We start from the raw sequence: 20,914 nt of genomic DNA on the forward strand, positions 1-20,914 counted from the left end.
TATTATTTAATAATTAGTTTTATTCAATTTCTACCAATTCAACTTCAAAAATTAAATCGGTATTTGGTGGAATAACACCACCAGCACCTTGAGCTCCATAACCCAAATGCGAAGGAATATATAGTAAAGCTTTATCACCAACTTTTAATTCTTGTAAACCTTCTTTAAAGCCTGGAATTAAACGAGCATCAGGTCCATAAATGGTTGAAAATGGTGTGTAACCATTTTGATTATCGCGTTCTTGATCAAAAATTTCATAAGCAATTGCAATATCTTTATAACTGGTATCAAATAATCTACCATCTGAAAAGTATCCTGCATAATTTACTTTAACCTTTTGACCTACTTTAGGCTTTTCTCCATTTACAGTTTCAAAAATTGCAACTTTTAAACCTGAATGAAGTTCAACAGCTTTTTCTTTATATTTGCTAAATTTAGTAACTGTTTCAGTTACTACTTTTTGAATACGAGCTTCTTTCTTTTTTACTTCTTTAGCATGCTCTTCATAAAAATTTGCAAATTCCTTTACAGCATTAAATCTTTTTGCAGCTTTTCCAACTCTTATAATTTGAACTTTATAAATAGTATCATATTGTACAATTGAATCAACCACATCTTGCCCTTTAAGTACATTTCCAAAAACAGTATGTTTTCCATCAAGCCAAGGAGTATCTTTATGAGTTATAAAAAACTGACTTCCATTAGCGTTAGGTCCAGAATTTGCCATAGACAAGATACCCGCTTTATCATGTTTTAACAATAAATTACCTAAACTATCTTTTGGAAATTCATCTATAAATTTATAGCCAGGATCTCCTAAACCTGTTCCAAGAGGATCACCTCCTTGAATCATAAAATTATTAAGAACTCTATGGAAAATTAATCCATTATAATAAGGCCTACCCTTTAAAGAATCTACAACATATTTATTAGTTCCTTCAGCTAAAGAAACGAAATTTGCTACCGTAATAGGTGTTTTATCAAATTCCAATTTTAACAATATGGCGCCTTTATTTGTTTCCATATTTGCATATAATCCATCTGCCAAATCTGTATATTTGGCTGGCTTACAAGAAAATATCATAAAAGATATTGCTAAAATTAAAATTTGATGTATTCTCATAGTTAAGTTACTTTTTATAAAACTAATATTTTTTTTATTATTTTACAATTTCTAATAATTCAACTTCAAAAATTAAAGGCATAAAAGGTTTTATAGCTCCACCTTGACGAGGAAATGCTCCGTATGCTAAATCTTGAGGAATGAAAAATTTGTATTTTGAACCTACTGACATTAACTGTAAACCTTCTGTCCAACCTTTAATTACTTGGTTCACACCAAATTCAGCTGGTTCGCCTCTTTCAACTGAGCTATCAAAAACAGTTCCATCAATTAATGTACCATGGTAATGTACTTTTACTCTTGAAGTTTCTGTTGGTTTTTCTCCTGACCCTTCATTTAATACAATATATTGCAAACCGCTATCTGTAGTTTGTACACCTTCAGCAGTTTTATTTGTTTCCATAAATTTTTCTCCTTCAGCTTTTACATCAGCAAATTCAGCTTCAACTTTTTTAGTAGCTTCTTCTTGTTGCTTTTTCATTGCTTCTTCTTGTCTTTTTTGGAAAAATTTATTTAATACCACATTAATTACTTCAGGATTAATTTTCATGTCTGTAGAATCAACTCCATTATGGAATCCTTGAACAAAAAGTTCTTTATTTATGTCTTCAAAATTTGCTTTTACTTTAGTTCCCATATCTAAACCTAAAGCATAACTCACTGAATCTAACTCTGTTTCTAAGGCTTTTTTGGTAACACCTTGACCATTACAAGATACTAATGAAATTATAGTACCACATACAAATAATAATTTAATTACTTTCATTTTGTTTATTTATTTTAATTAATTGAACTTTATATATTAACGGTTGATTAATATCAATTTTATGATGATCACCCAAGTAACCATACATTTTATATGAAGGAAATAAAAACGTAAAATTATCACCTTCATTCATCATTTTTAATCCATCTCTTAAACCTTCTATAATCTCTTGTTTATCTACAACATAATTTCGAATACCAATCTCATCTTTTCCATAAATTTTAGAATGATTGATATCAAAAACTTCATAGGTATAAATTACTTTATCTTCTTCTTTTGGAAAATATGTGTGATTGCTTTTTGAATTAATTTTGTACCAAAATCCATTTGAAGACGCATTGTAAGTACTTAAAGAATCTAACGCTATTAATTGTAATAATGCAGTTTCTTCCTTTTTAATTAACACTTTATTTAATGAAACAGATTCTTCCATTAATGTGCCTGTTTTTTTACTTATTGGCTTTCGAGGTATTGGATTTGAGCAAGAAAGTAAAAAAAATGCTATAAGAGTGAAACAAATATTATTCTTCATATGAATTTAATAACTCATTTTTATATGATGGAATTATTCTTAAAAATTTTGAGATAGTTGCATCTAAAGAAATCATTTCTTTGCCGCCCGCAGCATTGTCATGACCACCTCCATTAAAGTGTTCACGTGCAAATTTATTTACTGAAAACGTTCCTTTTGATCTAAATGATATTTTTATAATTTTCTGATCAACATCTTCAATAAAAATAGCAGCAAATATAATGCCCTTTAATGATAAAGCATAATTTACAACTCCTTCGGTATCTCCTTTTTGATAATTAAATTCGTCTAAATCTGCTTGTGTTAATGGTATATAGGCTGTTTTTAAACTTTCAATAACTACCATATTACTTAATGCCCTACCTAATAATTGTAATCTTCCATACGAATTTGTATCATATACATTATTGTGGGCTTTTGCATTTTTAGCTCCTCTATCAATTAAATCTGCAATAATTCTGTGTGTTGTACTTGTAGTTGATGGAAATCTAAACGAACCTGTGTCCGTCATAATTCCAGTATACAAGCAAGTTGCAATATCTTCATTAATTACATCTAGTTCATCTAACTTATCAATAAACTGGTACACCATTTGACACGTAGAACATATTGAAACATCCGAATATAAATACTTTGCAATAGTATCTGGCTGTTGGTGATGATCAATCATAATAAAAGTACCAACAAACTGTTCTAAAGTGTTTTGCATATCATCTCCTACTCTATGCAACGCATTAAAATCTAATAAAAAAATAATATTTGCAGTATCAATAGCATTTTTAGATTGCCTATTTTGCATATCAAATTTATAGGCATTTTTAGAGCCTGGTAACCATTTTAAAAAATCTGGATAATCATTTGGTGATACAACAGTAACATTATGATTTTTTAAATTTAAAAAATGATACATAGCCAAACTAGCTCCCATAGCGTCTCCATCAGGGTTTTTATGCGGTACTATCACAACATTTTGAGGAACAGAGAGTAACTCTTTTATTTCCTTTATTTCACTTCTTTTCATAAGGTGCGAATATACATAATTGTTTACAAACCTAATAATAGCATAAACAATTATTAATGCATAATTAAAAGTACAAAATTAGCTTATTATTTAAAACTTTAAATATGCTGATACTCATAATTTTAGTTTACTAAATAGCAATTTTAAGATAAAAGTTTATATTTGTCCAAAATTAAAAATCATAAGAATTATAAAATGATAACAAACAAAACGTTTACAATGCTTAAACCTGACACGCTTGAAAAGGGTTATGTAGGTCCAATTATTGAAAAAATAACTGCTGCTGGTTTTAAAATTATTGCTATGAAAATGGTACGCTTATCTAGAGCTGATGCTAGAGATTTTTATGCCATTCATAAAGAAAAGCCTTTTTTTGATGAATTGGTTGAATTTATGGTTCGTGGACCAATTGTAGTAGCAATTTTAGAAAAAGAAAATGCTGTAGAAGATTTTAGAGCCTTAATTGGTGCAACAAATCCTGCAGAAGCTGCCGAAGGTACTATTAGAAAATTATTTGCTGATTCAATTTCAGAAAATGCTATTCACGGATCAGATAGCGATGAAAATGCTGTAATTGAAGGAAGTTATCATTTTGCTGGACGAGAAGTTTTTTAGCATTCATATAACAATAAAAAATCCGCTTTTCAGCGGATTTTTTTAGCTTAAAATTATTTTTGTTATTAAATTTTCTCCTAATTCTTCGTTCATCATTTTTACAATTTTTTCTTTTCCGTAACTCAATTCTTCACGTAATACGGACGATTTTAACTTTACTATTAATGTTTTATTTTGCAACTCAACATTTTGAGTATAAGATACAACACCGTTGCCCATTAATTTTGCCCAAGCATCTGCAACTGAAATTTGATGCATTCCTTTCGTTAAATTATTTTCTTTAATAACATCTTTCATTAAATCTTGTAACGAATGAAATTCATTTTGTCTTTTTGCCATTATAACTCAAATATTTTATACGATTGTTTTGTTTTCTTAACCACAGCTTCTGTTCTATCTTTATGGGTATCACTAATAAATAATTGTCCAAATTCATCATTATTTACCAAACTTATTAATTGTGTTACACGTGCATCATCTAATTTATCAAAAATATCATCTAACAATAAAATTGGCTTTACATTAGATTGTCCTCTAATAAAATCGAACTGCGCTAATTTTAATGCAATTAAATACGATTTTTGCTGTCCTTGTGATCCAAATTTTTTAATTGGATATTCTTCAATTTCAAAAGTTAAATCATCTTTATGAATTCCAGCGCTTGTAAACTGCAACATTCTATCTTTTTCTAAATTTTGCTGAAATAGTTCCGCAAAACTATCATCGTGTAATTGAGATTTATATACCAAATCAACAGTTTCTTTACTACTTGAAATTATTTCATATCGTTTTTTAAAAATAGGAATAAATTCATCTAAAAACTGTTTTCTCTTCTCAAAAATTAACGAACCATAGATTTCTAATTGCTCATTATACACATTTAAATTTAAAGCATCAAAAGTTCTGTTTGCCGCAAAATACTTTAATAAGGAGTTGCGCTGTGCCAAGACCTTGCTGTATTTTATTAAATTTTGTAAATAAATAGGATCTGATTGTGAAATAACATTATCCACAAATTTTCGCCTGGTTTCACTTCCTTCGGTTATTAAATCTCTATCAGCCGGCGAAATAATTACCAATGGCAAATATCCAATATGTTCAGAGAACTTCTCGTAAATTTTACCATTTCTTTTTATAACCTTTTTATTGCCTTTTTTTAAACTGCATACAAATGTTTCTACTTTATTGCCAATTTCGTACAAACCTTCTATCATAAAAAAGTCTTCATTATGTTTAATATTTTGAGTTGCAACTGAATTAAAGTAACTTTTTGCAAAAGACAAGTAATAAATTGCATCTAAAACATTTGTTTTACCAACACCATTATTACCCACAAAACAATTTATTTTCCCCTCAAAATCAAATGATTGAGATTCGAAATTTTTAAAATTTACTAACGAAATTTTTTGTAAATACATCTATTTTTTTTGAAAGTTTAAAATTATTGAAAATAAATGAAAATTTAAGCACATTTGCATTTTTACTTTCCAATTAAAAACTCTATTTTTGCGCCTACAAATTTTACAAATAATGGCAACATATAAAAAGACAGGAAGTAAGGTAAAGAAATCTCAAGAAAACATAGATGAGAAATCTACAACAGCTGAAGTATTTAACACTTTAGATGAAACTGCTTCAAAATCTGAACAATGGGTTATTAAAAACCAAAAAATTATATTAATAGCATTGGCTGCAATTGTAGTTGGTATATTAGGATATTTAGCGTACCATAAATATGTTGATGGACCAAAAGAAAAAGAAGCTGCAGATGAATTAGCATTTCCAAAAGCATATTTTGAAGATGCAATGGCAAACAGCGTTGCTGCAGATTCGCTATATACATTAGCTTTAAATGGTGCTGATGGAAAATATGGTTTTGTTGATGTAGCTAATGAATATAGCGGGACAAAAGCAGGAAACTTAGCAAATTACTACGCAGGTTTATCATATTTAAAATTAAAAAAATATAAAGAAGCAATTGATTATTTAGAAGACTTTTCTTCAGATGATGAATTATTAGGACCAATTGCAAAAGGTGCTATTGGTGATGCTTTTGCAGATATTAATCAACCAGAAGATGCATTAGATTACTATTTAAAAGCTGCTGATTTAAAAGATAATAATTTCTCAAGTCCTTTATTCTTATTTAAAGCAGGAAATACTGCTTTAGAAATTGGAAAAAATTCAAAGGCTTTAGATATTTTTAATAGAATTAAAAACGATTATCCGCTTTCAGATGAAGCTAAAAATATAGATATTTATATTAAAAAAGCTACATTTGCATCAGAAAAATAAGCTATAATGGCAACAACAAATTTATCTATTTACGATAAAGCAACAATCCCAAATGCGAAGAACTTTCGATTTGGGATTGTTGTTTCAGAATGGAATTCAGAAATAACTGACAACCTTTTTTTAGGAGCAAAAGAAGCGTTGCTTGATAACGGTGCACTTTCAGAAAACATTATAAAATGGGATGTTCCAGGAAGTTTTGAGCTTATTTACGGCTGTAAAAAAATGATTGAAACTCAAAAACTAGATGCCGTAATTGCAATTGGCAACGTAATTCAAGGAGAAACAAAACATTTCGATTTTGTGTGTGAAGGTGTTACGCAAGGCATTAAAGATTTGAATATTAAATATGATATTCCTACCATATTTTGTGTTTTAACTGACAACACCAAACAACAATCTTTAGACAGATCTGGTGGAAAACACGGAAACAAAGGTGTTGAGTGTGCAATTGCAGCAATAAAAATGGCTGCTTTAAGACAGTTTTAACACGCTTCACATTTAAAAAACTTGACCACAAATTTATAATTCAGTATTTTTGTAATATACTGTATAACTTCGTATTTTATGTTTGGTAAATTATTTAAACCTAGAGAACATTATGTATTTGACTATAAACCTCGTTATTATGACGAGCGTAAAGAACGTTTACAACAGTTAGAGGATAAATACAAACAACATAAAAATAGTGATGAAGATACTCCAACTATTAGGCTTACCAAAAATAATTTAAAAAATAACTGGGTTAAAAATAAAAGAAGTGCTACAGACAAATCTACCAATTTAAGATTGGCTATTATAATTGCCATTTTAGTAGGAATTGTTGCGTATATTTTTGAATTACACAAATTATTTTAATGGCAGATATTATTCAGCTATTACCCGATCACGTAGCAAATCAGATTGCTGCTGGTGAAGTTGTTCAGCGACCAGCATCGGTAGTTAAAGAATTGCTAGAAAACGCCATTGATGCAGAAGCTACAAACATAAAACTAATTATTAAAGACGCTGGAAAAGCACTTATTCAAGTAATAGATAATGGAAAAGGAATGAGCACAACCGATGCAAGGTTGAGTTTTGAACGACATGCCACATCCAAAATAAAAAAAGCTGAAGACTTATTTAATTTACACACCAAAGGTTTTAGAGGTGAAGCTTTAGCAAGTATTGCTGCCATTGCACACGTAGTTTTAAAAACTAAACAGGAAAACCAAACTTTGGGAACTTCAATAAAAATTGAAGGGAGTACTGTTGTTTCTCAAGAAACAGTTTCAACACCTATTGGAACATCAATTGCTGTAAAAAACTTATTTTACAACATTCCTGCTCGTAGAAATTTTTTAAAATCTAACACCATTGAAACACGTCATATTGTCAATGAATTTCAGCGTGTTGCGTTAGCGCACCCCAATATTTCATTTCAATTTTATCATAACGAAAGTGAAATTTACAATTTAAATGCTGGTAATTTACGTCAGCGTATTGTTGCTATATTTGGTAAAAAAACCAATGAAAAATTAGTGCCAATAAACGAATCCACAGACGTAGTTGAAATTATTGGTTTTGTTACTAAACCTGAGTTTGCGAAGAAAAAAAGAGACGAACAATTCTTTTTTGTGAATGATCGATTTATTAAAAATTCGTATTTAAATCACGCAGTTTCCAGTGCTTTTGATGGATTAATGCCTAGTGGTGTTTATCCAACATATTTTCTGTATTTAAATGTTCCTACAAATAGTATTGATATAAATATTCATCCAACAAAAACTGAAATTAAGTTTGATGATGAAAAAACATTGTATGCCATTTTACGATCAACAATTAAACATAGTTTAGGGCAATATAATGTTGCGCCTGTTTTAGATTTTGACAGAGACGCATCTATGGACACACCTTATAATTTTAAGGAAAAAAGTGCCCCAAAACCAACCATAACTGTTGATAGAAATTTTAATCCGTTTAAAACAGAGCAGCAAAACTCCATTAATTTTCCTTATAAAAGAGAAAAAACAGCCGATTGGGAAAGTTTATATACAGGCATAGATACTAGAGATATTGAAGTAGAGTCGGAAAGTATTCATTCCAGTTTATTTACGGAAGAAAAGCAACATAATAAAACCTACCAAATACATAACAAATATATTGTTAGCACTATAAAATCTGGTATTGTATATATCAATCAGCAATTAGCACACCAACGAATTTTATACGAAGAATTTTTAGAAAATATTACCGTTAAAGAAGCAATGAGTCAGCAATTATTGTTTCCTTTGGAATTGTCATTTAATAAAACGGATATTACATCTATAAAAGAAATTAAAGAAGATTTAGAAAGTATTGGGTTTTTATTCGACAAAATTTTAGAAGATTCAGTTGTGATATCTGGTATTCCGGTTACTATTATTGAAAGCCAAATTTCAATTATTATTGAACAACTTTTGGAAGATATTAATAATGATATCCCAGACACCAGCTTTAGTCAGCTTGACATAATGGCAAAAAGTTTGGCAAAAAGTTTAGCCATAAAAACTGGCACAAAATTAGATACAAAAGAGCAAGAAGATATTGTAAATAAATTATTTTTGTGTAAAGAACCAAGTGCATCACCATTTGGAAAAAAAACGTTTATTACAGTAAATATTGACGAAATTGATAAAAAATTTAACAATTAGCACTTGTTAATTTAGTAGAATTATGGGAAGAATTACAGAAGTTATAAAACATTTAGTAATAATTAATGTTATATTTTTTATTGCGCCACAATTATTACCAAATTTAGGGTTAGAGAGCTTATTTGCACTTTATTTTCCTGAAAACCCGAAGTTTGGGTTTTGGCAATTTTTAACGCACATGTTTATGCACGGTGGTTTTGCACATATTTTATTTAATATGTATGGATTATGGGCATTTGGTACACCATTAGAGCAAATGTGGGGAAGAAATAAATTTTTATTTTTTTACTTTTCAGCAGGTTTAGGAGCAGGTGCAATTTACACTTTGGTAAATTATTATCAGTTTAATGGCGTTTATGAACAATTAGTAAATATTGGCTTATCTAGTGCTGATATTCAAAATATTTTAAATACTGGAAGCTATAGCAATCAAATTTTAGAGCATATTTCGTCGGAAAGTTTAAATCAATTTTATGCAACTTACCATACTCCAGCCGTTGGTGCTTCAGGAGCTATTTATGGTGTTTTAGTTGCTTTTGGAATGGCTTTTCCTAATGCTAAATTGGCACTAATATTTTTCCCAGTTCCTGTTGCTGCAAAATATTTTATACCAATTATAATTTTAGGTGATTTGTTTTTTGGAATGACAAAATATTCTGTTGGAAATGTAGCACATTTTGCGCACATTGGTGGTGCGCTTATAGGTTTTATAATTGCTTGGTATTGGAAAAAAAATCAATTTAATCGCTGGAATTAGTGAGTTTTATAAACGACATAAAATACGCTTACAAACAAGCAAACGCAGTTGAAAAAATAATATACATCAACGTGTTTTTATTTTTAATGACTGTTTTGTTTACATCATTTATGGTGCAATGGTTTGCTTTACCTACAAGCTTAGATAGTTTTTTAACCAAACCTTGGACATTAATTTCCTACGCATTTATACACGAACGCTTTTTTCATGTATTATCTAACTTATTAGTTTTATATTATATAGGTAATTTATTTTTAGATTTTTACACTAAAAAACAGTTCTTAAATTTTTATTTTTTAGGAATTATTGTGGGTGCTATTTCATTTTTAACTAATTACTACTTTACAGCTAAAGCTGGTGCTCCGTTGGGTGGTGCCTCTGCTGCAGTTACTACAATTTTTGTAGCTATTGCAACTAAAATCCCAAGATATGCCTTGCAATTACGTTTTATTGGTAGTGTAGAATTATGGGTGTTGGCGGCCATTTGGGTAGTTTTAAGCATTTTACAATTGGCAACCATTGATAACGGAAGCGCTATTGCGCATTTAAGTGGTGCCGTTTTTGGATTTATATATTCAACACAATTAGAAAAAGGCAACGATATTGGTAAATGGTTTGAGACAATTATTAACTTTTTTTCTAATATATTTAAACCTAAAAAAAATACATCGCCCTTAAAAACCGTTTATAAAGCTAAAAGCAGCACTAAAACTGGCGAAGTTTCTAAAACAAAACAACGTAAAATAGACGATATTTTAGATAAAATTAGCAAATCGGGTTACGAAAGTTTATCACAAGAAGAAAAAGACTTTTTATTTAGAGCTGGCAAAAAATAATTAATGAAAAAATTACCATTTATAGATAAAGTTCTATTTGTTGCAAATTCAATTGTGGCAGCAATTTCTTTGGTAGCTTTTTTAAGTTATTTTATTTCTCCAATCACTATTTCTTTAGTTTCATTTATTGGTTTATCAATTCCTTTTTTATTGCTATTAAACATCCTTTTTATTATTTATTGGGTTTTGCGTTTTAAAAAGCAATTTTTAATTTCATCTATTGTGTTATTAATTGGCATACAGTACGTTACCAAATTATATAGTTTTTCTAAAAAGAAAGTACTGCTTACAGATGATATAAAAATCATGAACTATAATGTTAGAATGTTTAACTTATACAGCTGGATTGATGAAGTGGGTATTGATCAAAAAATTTACGATTTTATAAACGAACAACAACCTGATATTTTATGTTTGCAAGAGTTTAATCCGAAAGCTACGTTAGGATTTAATTTCCCTTACAAATACATTAAAAGAAGTGAAAAAAACGGGCAGTTTGGTCACGCTATTTTTTCGAAATATAAAATTATAAATTCAGAATCACTTAACTTTTCTAACTCTGGAAATAATACTGTTTTTGCAGATATTGTTAAAGATAAAGATACTTTTAGAATATATAACGTACATTTAGAATCGCTTAAAATTAATCCTAAAAACGAACATTTCAATCAAGAAATTTCAGAAAAGTTACGCATTCGATTAGAAAACTCTTTTAAAAAACAAGCCAATCAAGTAGCGTTAATTATTCAGCATCAAAAACAAACTGTTTATAAAACAATTATTTGTGGCGATTTTAATAATACCGCCTTTTCATATGTATACAAACAATTGAAAAGAGATAAAAATGATGCTTTTGAAATGGCTGGAGAAGGTTTTGGAAAAACCTATGATTTTGAATTTCCTTTAAGGATAGATTTTATATTAACCGATAAAGATATTACTGTAAATAATTTTAAAACCTTTGACGTAAAATATTCCGACCATTATCCAATTATGGCTCGTATCAATTTTAATACAAACTGATAAACATCAGCTAAAATACACTTTAAAAATTTTACTTTACACGCTTAAATAAATACTTTTTATAATGAAAAAATTCACTACACTCCTATTTATTTTCACCTTCTTTTTAGGTTTTTCTCAACAAAAAAATATATCTATTGAAGATGCTGTTTTAGGATATTACAAAGGCTTGTACCCAACATCTTTATACAATTTACAATGGGTTTCAAACAGCAACACCTATATATATCAAAAAGATAACAATTTGCTTTTTTCTGATGCAAAATCTAATAATGTGATTCAAAAAATTTCATTTGAAACCATTCAAAAAACATATCCAGAATTAAGAAGGCTTCCTTATATTCAAGAAATTACTGCTACTAATTTAACTTTTTCTAATAGAAATGCTATTGAGGTTTATAACTACAAAACAAACTCAAAAGAAAACACCATTGCTTTTGATGAAAATGCCCAAAATAGCGAATATAATGCCCATGCAAAAGCTGTTGCATATACATTAGATAACAATTTATTTATTGCAACAACTACTAATGCTAAAATTGCAGTAACTGAAATTTCTGATAAAAACATTGTTTCCGGACAAGCAATTCACAGAAGTGAATTTGGAATTGTAAAAGGAACTTTTTGGAGTCCGGAAGGAAATTACTTAGCCTTTTATCAAAAAGATGAAACCAACGTAACAGATTATCCGTTAGTTGATATCAACACATATCCTGCTACTTTAATGAATATTAAATATCCAATGGCAGGACAAGGAAGTGAAATAGCAAAAATTGGTATTTTTAATTTAAAAACACAAAAAACAAGTTATTTAGATATTGATACTACTGATGAACATTATTTAACAAATTTAACTTGGACTCCAGATGAAAAATACGTGTTGGTTGCCGAAATTAATCGTGAACAAAACCACGTTTGGTATAATCGTTATAGTGTTGAAACTGGTAAAAAAGTAAACACCTTGTTTGAAGAATCTAACAGCAAGTGGACTGAACCTGAGTTTGATGCTGTGTTTTTACCAAAAAGCACTACCAACTTTTTATGGTTTAGTGAGCGTGATGGTTTTATGAATTTATACGAATACACAACCGATGGAAAATTAGTAAAACAACTTACAAAATTTAATTGGGTTGTAACTGGTATTTTAGGTTTTGATGAAAGTGGCAAAAATGTTTTTATTACAGGAACTGGTGAAGATGCAAGAGAATCTCACGCATTTAAAGTGAATTTAAAATCTGGAAAATATGCTAAAATAACTGTTCAAAACGGAACACATTACACACAATTAAGCACAAACGGAAACTATTTAATTGATAATTACAGTAATTTAACAACTCCTAATATTACAGCAATTACAGATATTAACAAAAAGAAAGCAACTTCAATTTTAATAGCTGAAAATCCTTTAGCAGATTACAATATTGGAACTACAGAATTTGTAACGTTAAAAGCAAACGATGGCACCGATTTATATACCAGAGTTATTAAACCTGCAAATTTTGATGCCACTAAAAAATATCCGGTATTAATTTATGTGTATGGAGGTCCACACGCACAAATGGTAACCAACTCTTGGTTAGGTGGTGCAAATTTATGGATGGATGTGTTTGCTACCAATGAAAACTATATTGTATTTACCTTAGACAATAGAGGTTCTGCTAACAGAGGTTTTGCTTTTGAAAGCATTATCCATAGAAATTTAGGAAATGTAGAAATGGAAGATCAATTAACAGGGGTAGACTATTTAAAATCTTTAAATTATGTAGATAGCAATAGAATTGCAGTAAATGGCTGGAGTTTTGGTGGATTTATGACTACTAGTTTAATGTTGCGTAACCCAGGAATATTTACAACTGCAGTTGCGGGTGGACCTGTAACTGATTGGAAATATTACGAAGTAATGTACGGAGAACGTTATATGGATACACCTCAAGAGAATCCTGAAGGTTATGAAAAAGCAAAAGTGCATAACTATATTAAAAATTTAGACGGTAAATTATTATTAATTCACGGAAGCGTGGATCCAACGGTGGTACCACAACATAGTATGACTTTGCTACAGGAAGCAGTAAAACAAAAAGTGCAAATAGATTTTTTCACATACCCAATGCACGAACACAATGTGCGCGGTGTAGATAGAGTTCATTTAATTGAAAAAATGATGAACTATATTGTTGAAAATAATAAATAAGTTTAAATGGAAACCATTACATTAATTAGTGACAATAAATTAGCCATAGTAAAAATTAATAAGGGCGAATTGGTGAGTTATTTAATTAATAATGAAGAGTTAATTCACCAAAAAGGAACAGCAGGTTGGCGAAATTCTGATACAGAAATGTTTCCAATTATTGGTCCAACCGATACTAATAATTTTGAAGTTTCAACTCCAATAGGTAATTGTATTCAAGATCAGCACGGCGTGTTGAGAGAATTAAACTATATGTTGATACACAGCAGTGCTACTACTGCTGTGTATCAAAAAAAATACAACGCAAATAGTGCTGTTAAAAACTCGAAATTCCCTGATAAATCACCTAAAGAATTGGTTTTTTGGCCGTATGATTTTACTTTCAAAAAAAGTTTTGAACTAACCAACACATCCTTAAAAATTACTTTTGAAATTGAGGCTGAAATTGGAATGCCATTTATGTTGGGTTATCACCCAGCTTTTAAACTTTATGGCAATTTCTCTGAAATTTGTAAAACAGAAAATCAGGAAGTAAGCCTTCAAAAAATTATGGCTGGAGGCAGCACTGCATATCCAATTTTAAATTGCAATGAAGTTACTTTAATAAAACAAAACGGCGTAAATATTTCTATTAAAACCACTGGCTTTAAAGGATTTATGTTTTGGACAGAAGTACCTACAATGCTTTGTATAGAACCTATTACAGCGTATCCTTATCAGGAAGGCAACATGTTAAATGCCAATTTATTCAATATTTCAAATGGAAGTAATTCATTTAAAGTTGAAATAAAACCTATTTAATTTTAGCTTTTTTCACTCGTTTTAAAGTCAATAAATTGGTTGGATTTATTCCTAAACCACTAACATTTTTTTGGGTAAAACGTACCACCTCATCATAGTACAAAGGAACAATAACTGATGATTCCATAACCAAACTATCCATTTTTTGATACAATGCTCTTCGTTTTAAATTATCAGTAATCTGTATAGACTCCTCATACATTCTATCAAACTGTTTAGAACTATAATGCGTGTAATTTGGTCCGTTTGGTGAAAAGTTTTTACTATGAAATATAAATAAATAATTTTCCGCATCAGGATAATCAGCTACCCAACTTCCTCTAAAAATACTTAATTTACCATTTACTTTTGTTTGTCGCAATGTTGAAGGCGGCAATACATCAATTTTAACTTCTAAACCTGTTTTACCAACTTCTCGCTGAATATATTCACATAAATCTAAATACTGACTATTAGTACTTATGGTGATAGAAGGATTGGTATTTCCTGTTTCTTGTATATATTCTTGCACCAATTGTTTAGCTTTTTCTGGCTGATAGGTATAGCCTTTCATATTATTAAAAGAAGGTAAACCTTTAGGAATAAAGCCATTAACTGCTGGAGTTCCAATGCCATTTCTTAAATATTGAATCATTTTCACACGGTCAAATCCATAATTTAGTGCTTTTCTAATTTTTATGGAATTCACTTCTTTTTCTGCGGCATCTAAATAAATTCCCAAATATTCAGTATTTAAATAAGGACCTGAAACCATATTAATCTTTTCTTTATGAGCCTGTTTTAATTTTGCATCCGTAGTTAATAAATCATCTTTATAAGAAGCATCAATACTGCTCATAAAATCTAAATTCCCTTGAATAAACTGTAAAAATTCACTTTGTTTATCTGGTAAAAAAGTAATGGCAACAGCTTCTAAATAAGGTAATCTATTTCCTTTTTCATCTTTTTCAAAATACTCGATATTTTTTCTAAAAACCAATTTGGTATTTTCCACCCACAATTTAAACTGAAACGGACCAGTACCAATTGGATTTGCTCTAAAAGTACTTCCAAAATAATCTACTGCTTCTTTTGGAACTACCGAGCAATATTTCATACTTAATAAACTTAAAAAAGGCGGAAAAGATTGCTTTAAGTTTATAACAAAAGTGCTATCATTTTTAGCTTCAAACGTATCAACAAAATCTAACACCCACTTTCCTGAAGCTGCTATATCAGAATCTATTAACCTATTAAAGCTATACACAAAATCATTGGCAATAACTGTTCTGGTTGAATCTTTACCAAAAAGTATATGCTTATGAAATTTCACATCTTTTCTTAAGTTAAAGGCATATGTTTTTCCATCTTCAGAAATTTCCCAAGATGTAGCAATATCTGGTTGAACCTCTAAACGATCATCTAATTGTACCAATCCATTAAACAATTGATTTGTTGCCCAAATGGTACGCAAATCTTTGGCAAAAGCCGGATCTAACGTTGTAATATTAGCGTGTTCATTAAACCTAAAAACCTGATTATCGTTATATTTTGAAGTTTTATTTTTACACGAAACAACTAAAAAACAGCCAATTACAATCAGCCAATACTTATTTTTCAAAACCATATTCGTGTTCTACTTTACAAATTCTAAGTTGGTATTTTTTATACCACAATGCTCTCCCTTTTTCTCTGGCAACTGTATGCTCTACATTATTTTTCCAATTTAAAATTGTTTCTAAACTTTCCCAATAACTCACGGTTATTCCTAAACCATCTCTCGCTGATTCAATTCCCAAATATCCCGGTTGTAACTTGGCTAGTTCTTCCATTCTGTGAGCTGTTTCCAAATATCCATCATCAACCGTTGTTCTAATGGTAGAAAATATGACAGCATAATAAGGTGGCTTTGGTGTTGAAGCAATCATAATTATAAAAATAAAATTCTGTACTTTTGCATCCGATAAATGTACAAGAATGAGCGCACAAAAAAAAGTCGCATTTTACACTTTAGGTTGTAAGTTAAATTTTTCGGAAACATCTACCATTGCCAGAAGCTTTCAAAATGAAGGTTTTGACCGTGTTGAGTTTGATGAAGTTGCTGATATATATGTAATTAACACTTGCTCGGTAACAGATAATGCCGATAAACGATTTAAAACTATTGTTAAAAATGCGCTAAAACAAAATGAAAATGCATTTTTAATTGCCATAGGTTGTTATGCACAATTAAAACCTGAAGAATTAGCCGCTGTTGATGGCGTAGATTTAGTGTTGGGTGCAACGGAAAAATTTAAAGTTACAGATTATATAAATGATCTTAGTAAAAATGAAATGGGCGAAGTTCATTCCTGCGAAATTGAAGAAGCCGATTTTTATGTGGGCTCCTACTCTATTGGCGATAGAACTCGCGCATTTTTAAAAGTGCAAGATGGTTGTGATTACAAATGTACGTATTGCACTATTCCGCTGGCTAGAGGAATTTCTAGAAGTGATGAATTGCAAAATGTGTTAAAAAATGCCAAAGAAATTTCAGAAAAAGGTATTAAAGAAATTGTGCTTACTGGCGTAAATATTGGTGATTACGGAAAAGGTGAATTTGGAAACAAAAAACACGAACATACGTTTTTAGAATTGGTGCAAGCCCTCGATACCGTTGAAGGAATTCACAGATTGCGAATTTCATCCATAGAACCAAATTTATTAACCAATGAAACTATTGAATTTGTAGCAAATTCAAACAGTTTTGTTCCACATTTTCACATTCCGTTACAAAGTGGAAGTGATACCTTATTAAAACTAATGAAGCGTAGATATTTACGTGAAACCTACGATAACAGAGTAGAAGCCATTAAAAAAACAATGCCAAATGCGTGTATTGGTGTGGATGTAATTGTTGGTTTTCCTGGTGAAACTGATGAGTTATTTTTAGAAACGTACAACTATTTAAATCAATTAGATATTTCATATTTGCATGTGTTCACTTACTCTGAACGCCCAAATACAGAAGCTGTTGAAATGGATGGCATTGTTCCGTTAAAAACAAGAAATAAACGTAGTAAAATGTTACGAGGTTTATCGGTTAAAAAAAGAAGAGCTTTTTATGAAAGTCAACTTGGAAATGAATGTGTAGTGCTTTTTGAAAGTGAAAACAAAGAAGGCTTTATTCACGGATTTACTGAAAATTATGTAAAAGTAAAAACGCCTTGGAATCCGGAATTGGTAAACACTTTACACACCGTAAAATTATCCAAAATTGATGAAGATGGCAGTGTTCGATTTGATTGGATAAAAGAACCTATTTTTAATTAATACTATTTATTGTGACCGAAATATATTCATTTGCTTTACTAGCTTTTACGGCATTTTTTACCATCATAAACCCATTAGGTACTATGCCTATTTTTATGTCAATGACGGCTTCATTAAGCAAGCAACACAGAAAACAAACAGCAAAAAAAGCAACTATCGTAGCTTTTTTTACAGTAGTAGCTTTTGCTTTTTCTGGTCAAGTGCTATTTAAATTCTTCGGAATTTCAGTAAATAGCTTTAGAGTAGTTGGTGGTTTAATATTTTTTATGATGGGTTGGGATATGTTGCAAGCCAGATTAGGACACTTTAAACATACTGATGATGAAGATAAAATTGATGCGTATGTTGAAGATATTTCTATTACACCTTTGGCAATTCCTATGATTTGTGGGCCTGGAGCCATCACAAATGCCATTATTTTAATGGAAGATGCAAAAGATATTCCTCAAAAAATAACATTAATTATTATAATTGGTGTGGTGCTATTAATTACCTATTTAGTGTTAGTTGGTGCTAGTAAAATTACCGAAAAACTAGGATCTACAGGTAATAAAGTAATGATGCGTTTAATGGGATTAATTGTAATGGTAATTGCTGTAGAATTTTTCTTTAGTGGTTTAAAACCAATTATTCAAGGAATACTCCATACATAGTGGAAAACTCAAAAACACATATTTATTTTGTTCCTGGTTTAGCGGCTAGTTCAAAAATATTTGAATATTTACAGTTTCCAGAAGATAAATTTGAACTGCATTTTTTTGAATGGTTATTGCCAATATCTGAAAATGAGCCTCTTGAAGCGTATGCTTTAAGAATGGCACAATTGGTAAAAGAAAAAAATCCTGTTTTAGTAGGAGTTTCATTTGGAGGAATTATTGTGCAAGAAATGAGTAAACATTTACATCCAAAAAAGGTAATACTTATATCGAGCATAAAATCAAATAAAGAACTTCCAAAAAGATTAAAAATAATACAAAAAACAAAAATTTATAAATTATTTCCTGCACACGCAATAAAAAATATTGAAGGTTTCTTTAAATATGCTTTTGGTGATTATGCCAAAAAACGTGTGAAAATTTATAAAGAATATTTATCTGTAAGAGATGAAACCTACCTAAAGTGGGCTATTTATAATGTATTGCACTGGAATCAAAAAAAACCAATAGAAAATTTAATTCACATTCACGGTATTGATGATGAAATTTTTCCAATAAAACATATAAAAAATTGTATTACCATAAATAAAGGAACGCACATTATGATTTTACAAAAAGCAAAAAAAATAAGTGAAATAATTATTGATTCACTTAATTAATTGTTAAATTGAATGTTTACAAATTAAAGCGTGAATTTTATTTGTAATTTCACAGCAATTAAAAACTACTACTATGGATAAATCAATAAAAATTTTAGGATTAATCGCTATTATTTCTGTTTCTTCCATGTTTATTTTTGGCACTAAAACAGATAGTATAAAAAATGTTTTAAATAGCGATAAAAACACTAGTGAAACCTATCAAATTAAGGCATTAAAAATTCCTGACTATTTAGAATTTGCCGGTGAAAAAGTACCATTAAACAAACCTGACATTTACGAACGTATTGATAAAGAACTACTTGTAAATACCTATTGGCAATCTAATGGGTTGCTTTTAATAAAAAGAGCTAACAAATATTTCCCTATAATAGAGCCAATTTTAAAGAAAAATGGTATTCCTGATGATTTTAAATATTTAGCAGTTATTGAAAGTGGTTTACAAAATATTACTTCGCCTGCTGGAGCAACTGGATTTTGGCAAATTATGTCAGCAACCGCAAAAGAAAATAATTTAGAAGTAAACGCTAATGTTGATGAACGCTATCATATAGAAAAATCTACAGAAGTAGCTTGTGACTATTTAAAAAAAGCGAAAAACAGGTTTGGTAACTGGACACTTGCGGCAGCATCTTACAATGCAGGAATGTACGGAATTTCAAAAAAATTAGAAGAACAATTGGTAGATGATTATTATGATTTATTAGTTTCTGATGAAACAAAAAGATATGTTCCAAGGATAGTTGCAGTTAAAGAAATATTATCAAATCCAGAGAAATACGGTTTTATTTTTGATAAAGAAGATTTATACACAGAACCTGAAGTAAAAATAATAAAGGTAGATAGTGCAATTACAAATATTGCGCGTTTTTCTAAAGATCTTGGTATTAATTATATGGTATTAAAACTACATAACCCTTGGTTACGAGAAAATAATTTAAATAATGCTTCAAAAAAATTATACGAAATTAAAATACCTAAAGATTTATAACATAGTAATTGTGAAAATGACGTTAACAACCATAATTACATTAATCATAATTGGATTAATGGCAGGAATTTTAAGCGGACTTGTAGGAGTTGGTGGAGGAATTATAATGGTTCCATTATTTGTATTCTTCTTAGGCTTAACGCAGCACAACGCACAAGGATTAAGTTTAGCGGTAATGCTGCCGCCTGTTACTTTTTTTGCAGTATACAATTATCACACGGCTGGTGCTGGTGGAAATATAGATTGGCGCGTTGCAGTAATAGTATCGCTGCTATTTTTTATTGGTGGATTTATAGGTTCTAAAATTGCGCTTCAAATTGATCAACGTATGTTAAAACGTATATTTGGAGTTTTAATGCTTATTGTGGCTATTCGGTTAATTTTTACAAAATAATAAATTTAGAAAAAATATATAAATGGGATTATCAAATAATGATATTTTAAAAAAATTGCGTGTAGCGCATAAACTTCGTGATACCGATATAGTTGATATATGTAAATTGGTAGATTTTAATGTCTCTAAAAGTGAACTTGGAGCTATATTTAGAAGCGAAGATCACGAAAAATATATGGAATGTGGCGATCAAATTTTACGTAATTTTTTGAATGGATTAATCATTCATTTACGTGGGCCGATGCCTCCAAAACAAGATAAAAAAGAACTTCCTAAAAAATAATTTAGGAAGTT

Annotated in this window: 24 protein-coding genes; 16 read left to right on the forward strand and 8 right to left on the reverse strand. The window is 29.7% G+C overall.

Features of this window, described 5'->3' with window-relative positions; all coding sequences use genetic code 11:
* Positions 1–19: 19 nt before the first annotated feature.
* From BM335_RS14080 to BM335_RS14095, 4 genes are read right to left on the reverse strand one after another with little or no spacing between them, the layout of a single operon-like run.
* Positions 20–1,123: a peptidylprolyl isomerase gene (locus BM335_RS14080; protein ID WP_090229682.1), complete on the reverse strand. Its 1,104-nt coding sequence runs from the start codon at positions 1,121–1,123 to the stop codon at positions 20–22.
* A gap of 37 nt (positions 1,124–1,160) precedes the next feature.
* Complete coding sequence (locus BM335_RS14085) at positions 1,161–1,889, reverse strand: BamJ family beta-barrel-assembly machinery protein (protein ID WP_090229686.1); 729 nt, start codon at positions 1,887–1,889, stop codon at positions 1,161–1,163.
* Positions 1,876–2,421 (reverse strand): gliding motility-associated peptidyl-prolyl isomerase GldI, encoded by a 546-nt coding sequence (gldI, locus tag BM335_RS14090; protein ID WP_090229690.1) that lies wholly within the window; start codon positions 2,419–2,421, stop codon positions 1,876–1,878. Before gldI ends, BM335_RS14085 begins: the two co-directional genes overlap by 14 nt.
* Positions 2,411–3,442 carry a DHH family phosphoesterase gene (locus tag BM335_RS14095; RefSeq protein ID WP_090229695.1) on the reverse strand — a complete coding sequence of 344 codons (1,032 nt, stop codon included), beginning with the start codon at positions 3,440–3,442 and terminating at the stop codon, positions 2,411–2,413. Before BM335_RS14095 ends, gldI begins: the two co-directional genes overlap by 11 nt.
* Positions 3,443–3,637: 195 nt before the next feature.
* Between BM335_RS14095 and BM335_RS14100 the strand changes: the two genes are divergently transcribed.
* On the forward strand, positions 3,638–4,057 hold the full coding sequence (locus tag BM335_RS14100) for a nucleoside-diphosphate kinase (RefSeq protein ID WP_090229699.1): 420 nt from the start codon (positions 3,638–3,640) through the stop codon (positions 4,055–4,057).
* Between the two features lie 42 nt (positions 4,058–4,099).
* On the opposite strand, the gene BM335_RS14105 is transcribed toward BM335_RS14100, so the two are convergent.
* Together BM335_RS14105 and recF are read right to left on the reverse strand one after the other, a co-directional pair.
* Entirely contained in the window at positions 4,100–4,396 is a 297-nt protein-coding gene (locus BM335_RS14105; RefSeq protein ID WP_090229702.1) for a DciA family protein, read from the reverse strand.
* Positions 4,396–5,475, reverse strand: coding sequence for a DNA replication/repair protein RecF (recF, locus tag BM335_RS14110; protein WP_090229705.1), 1,080 nt, complete (start codon positions 5,473–5,475; stop codon positions 4,396–4,398). The genes BM335_RS14105 and recF overlap by 1 nt, the downstream gene beginning before the upstream one ends.
* A 112-nt stretch (positions 5,476–5,587) precedes the next feature.
* Here recF and BM335_RS14115 point away from each other — a divergent pair, with 112 nt between their 5' ends.
* From BM335_RS14115 to BM335_RS14155, 9 genes are all read left to right on the forward strand, one after another.
* Positions 5,588–6,352, forward strand: coding sequence for a tetratricopeptide repeat protein (locus tag BM335_RS14115; protein ID WP_090229709.1), 765 nt, complete (start codon positions 5,588–5,590; stop codon positions 6,350–6,352).
* A 6-nt stretch (positions 6,353–6,358) separates the two neighbouring features.
* Positions 6,359–6,838 (forward strand): 6,7-dimethyl-8-ribityllumazine synthase, encoded by a 480-nt coding sequence (gene ribH, locus BM335_RS14120; RefSeq protein WP_090229713.1) that lies wholly within the window; start codon positions 6,359–6,361, stop codon positions 6,836–6,838.
* Between the two features lie 78 nt (positions 6,839–6,916).
* A complete protein-coding gene (locus BM335_RS14125) occupies positions 6,917–7,207 on the forward strand; it encodes a hypothetical protein (RefSeq protein ID WP_090229718.1) in 291 nt (96 codons plus the stop codon).
* On the forward strand, positions 7,207–9,021 hold the full coding sequence (gene mutL / locus BM335_RS14130; protein WP_090229721.1) for a DNA mismatch repair endonuclease MutL: 1,815 nt from the start codon (positions 7,207–7,209) through the stop codon (positions 9,019–9,021). Before BM335_RS14125 ends, mutL begins: the two co-directional genes overlap by 1 nt.
* A gap of 22 nt (positions 9,022–9,043) precedes the next feature.
* Positions 9,044–9,778 (forward strand): rhomboid family intramembrane serine protease, encoded by a 735-nt coding sequence (locus BM335_RS14135; RefSeq protein ID WP_090229724.1) that lies wholly within the window; start codon positions 9,044–9,046, stop codon positions 9,776–9,778.
* Complete coding sequence (locus BM335_RS14140; protein WP_090229728.1) at positions 9,778–10,614, forward strand: rhomboid family intramembrane serine protease; 837 nt, start codon at positions 9,778–9,780, stop codon at positions 10,612–10,614. Before BM335_RS14135 ends, BM335_RS14140 begins: the two co-directional genes overlap by 1 nt.
* Before the next feature lie 3 nt (positions 10,615–10,617).
* On the forward strand, positions 10,618–11,637 hold the full coding sequence (locus BM335_RS14145) for an endonuclease/exonuclease/phosphatase family protein (RefSeq protein ID WP_090229733.1): 1,020 nt from the start codon (positions 10,618–10,620) through the stop codon (positions 11,635–11,637).
* Positions 11,638–11,701: 64 nt separating this feature from the next.
* Positions 11,702–13,828, forward strand: a complete 2,127-nt coding sequence (locus BM335_RS14150) for a S9 family peptidase (RefSeq protein WP_090229737.1) — start codon at positions 11,702–11,704, stop codon at positions 13,826–13,828.
* A gap of 6 nt (positions 13,829–13,834) precedes the next feature.
* Positions 13,835–14,629, forward strand: a complete 795-nt coding sequence (locus BM335_RS14155; protein ID WP_090229740.1) for an aldose epimerase family protein — start codon at positions 13,835–13,837, stop codon at positions 14,627–14,629.
* On the opposite strand, the gene BM335_RS14160 is transcribed toward BM335_RS14155, so the two are convergent.
* The gene (locus BM335_RS14160; RefSeq protein ID WP_090229745.1) at positions 14,622–16,235 is read right to left on the reverse strand and encodes an ABC transporter substrate-binding protein; all 1,614 of its coding nucleotides are present in this window, start codon (positions 16,233–16,235) and stop codon (positions 14,622–14,624) included. The two genes, BM335_RS14155 and BM335_RS14160, sit on opposite strands and share 8 nt — an antisense overlap.
* A complete protein-coding gene (locus tag BM335_RS14165) occupies positions 16,219–16,536 on the reverse strand; it encodes an antibiotic biosynthesis monooxygenase family protein (RefSeq protein WP_090229748.1) in 318 nt (105 codons plus the stop codon). Before BM335_RS14165 ends, BM335_RS14160 begins: the two co-directional genes overlap by 17 nt.
* Positions 16,537–16,585: 49 nt before the next feature.
* On the opposite strand from BM335_RS14165, the gene mtaB reads away from it, so the two are divergent.
* From mtaB to BM335_RS14195, 6 genes are all read left to right on the forward strand, one after another.
* Positions 16,586–17,920, forward strand: coding sequence for a tRNA (N(6)-L-threonylcarbamoyladenosine(37)-C(2))-methylthiotransferase MtaB (gene mtaB, locus BM335_RS14170; protein WP_090229752.1), 1,335 nt, complete (start codon positions 16,586–16,588; stop codon positions 17,918–17,920).
* Positions 17,921–17,931: 11 nt separating this feature from the next.
* Positions 17,932–18,573 (forward strand): MarC family protein, encoded by a 642-nt coding sequence (locus BM335_RS14175; protein WP_090229756.1) that lies wholly within the window; start codon positions 17,932–17,934, stop codon positions 18,571–18,573.
* On the forward strand, positions 18,573–19,235 hold the full coding sequence (locus BM335_RS14180) for an alpha/beta hydrolase family protein (RefSeq protein ID WP_090229761.1): 663 nt from the start codon (positions 18,573–18,575) through the stop codon (positions 19,233–19,235). Before BM335_RS14175 ends, BM335_RS14180 begins: the two co-directional genes overlap by 1 nt.
* Positions 19,236–19,308: 73 nt before the next feature.
* Positions 19,309–20,226: a lytic transglycosylase domain-containing protein gene (locus BM335_RS14185; protein WP_090229766.1), complete on the forward strand. Its 918-nt coding sequence runs from the start codon at positions 19,309–19,311 to the stop codon at positions 20,224–20,226.
* Between the two features lie 16 nt (positions 20,227–20,242).
* A complete protein-coding gene (locus BM335_RS14190; RefSeq protein ID WP_090229992.1) occupies positions 20,243–20,620 on the forward strand; it encodes a sulfite exporter TauE/SafE family protein in 378 nt (125 codons plus the stop codon).
* A gap of 22 nt (positions 20,621–20,642) precedes the next feature.
* A complete protein-coding gene (locus tag BM335_RS14195; RefSeq protein WP_090229771.1) occupies positions 20,643–20,903 on the forward strand; it encodes a DUF1456 family protein in 261 nt (86 codons plus the stop codon).
* Positions 20,904–20,914: the final 11 nt, after the last annotated feature.

It is taken from the genome of Lutibacter maritimus (genome assembly GCF_900116115.1).
In the GTDB taxonomy this organism is placed as follows: Bacteria; Bacteroidota; Bacteroidia; order Flavobacteriales; family Flavobacteriaceae; genus Lutibacter; species Lutibacter maritimus.

Coding starts and splice junctions, on each gene's coding strand:
- BM335_RS14080 (WP_090229682.1), bottom strand. CDS start 1,123: ATGAGAATACATCAAATTTTAATTTTAGCAATATCTTTTATGATATTT.
- BM335_RS14085 (WP_090229686.1), bottom strand. CDS start 1,889: ATGAAAGTAATTAAATTATTATTTGTATGTGGTACTATAATTTCATTA.
- gldI (WP_090229690.1), bottom strand. CDS start 2,421: ATGAAGAATAATATTTGTTTCACTCTTATAGCATTTTTTTTACTTTCT.
- BM335_RS14095 (WP_090229695.1), bottom strand. CDS start 3,442: ATGAAAAGAAGTGAAATAAAGGAAATAAAAGAGTTACTCTCTGTTCCT.
- BM335_RS14100 (WP_090229699.1), top strand. CDS start 3,638: ATGATAACAAACAAAACGTTTACAATGCTTAAACCTGACACGCTTGAA.
- BM335_RS14105 (WP_090229702.1), bottom strand. CDS start 4,396: ATGGCAAAAAGACAAAATGAATTTCATTCGTTACAAGATTTAATGAAA.
- recF (WP_090229705.1), bottom strand. CDS start 5,475: ATGTATTTACAAAAAATTTCGTTAGTAAATTTTAAAAATTTCGAATCT.
- BM335_RS14115 (WP_090229709.1), top strand. CDS start 5,588: ATGGCAACATATAAAAAGACAGGAAGTAAGGTAAAGAAATCTCAAGAA.
- ribH (WP_090229713.1), top strand. CDS start 6,359: ATGGCAACAACAAATTTATCTATTTACGATAAAGCAACAATCCCAAAT.
- BM335_RS14125 (WP_090229718.1), top strand. CDS start 6,917: ATGTTTGGTAAATTATTTAAACCTAGAGAACATTATGTATTTGACTAT.
- mutL (WP_090229721.1), top strand. CDS start 7,207: ATGGCAGATATTATTCAGCTATTACCCGATCACGTAGCAAATCAGATT.
- BM335_RS14135 (WP_090229724.1), top strand. CDS start 9,044: ATGGGAAGAATTACAGAAGTTATAAAACATTTAGTAATAATTAATGTT.
- BM335_RS14145 (WP_090229733.1), top strand. CDS start 10,618: ATGAAAAAATTACCATTTATAGATAAAGTTCTATTTGTTGCAAATTCA.
- BM335_RS14150 (WP_090229737.1), top strand. CDS start 11,702: ATGAAAAAATTCACTACACTCCTATTTATTTTCACCTTCTTTTTAGGT.
- BM335_RS14155 (WP_090229740.1), top strand. CDS start 13,835: ATGGAAACCATTACATTAATTAGTGACAATAAATTAGCCATAGTAAAA.
- BM335_RS14160 (WP_090229745.1), bottom strand. CDS start 16,235: ATGGTTTTGAAAAATAAGTATTGGCTGATTGTAATTGGCTGTTTTTTA.
- BM335_RS14165 (WP_090229748.1), bottom strand. CDS start 16,536: ATGATTGCTTCAACACCAAAGCCACCTTATTATGCTGTCATATTTTCT.
- mtaB (WP_090229752.1), top strand. CDS start 16,586: ATGAGCGCACAAAAAAAAGTCGCATTTTACACTTTAGGTTGTAAGTTA.
- BM335_RS14185 (WP_090229766.1), top strand. CDS start 19,309: ATGGATAAATCAATAAAAATTTTAGGATTAATCGCTATTATTTCTGTT.
- BM335_RS14190 (WP_090229992.1), top strand. CDS start 20,243: ATGACGTTAACAACCATAATTACATTAATCATAATTGGATTAATGGCA.
- BM335_RS14195 (WP_090229771.1), top strand. CDS start 20,643: ATGGGATTATCAAATAATGATATTTTAAAAAAATTGCGTGTAGCGCAT.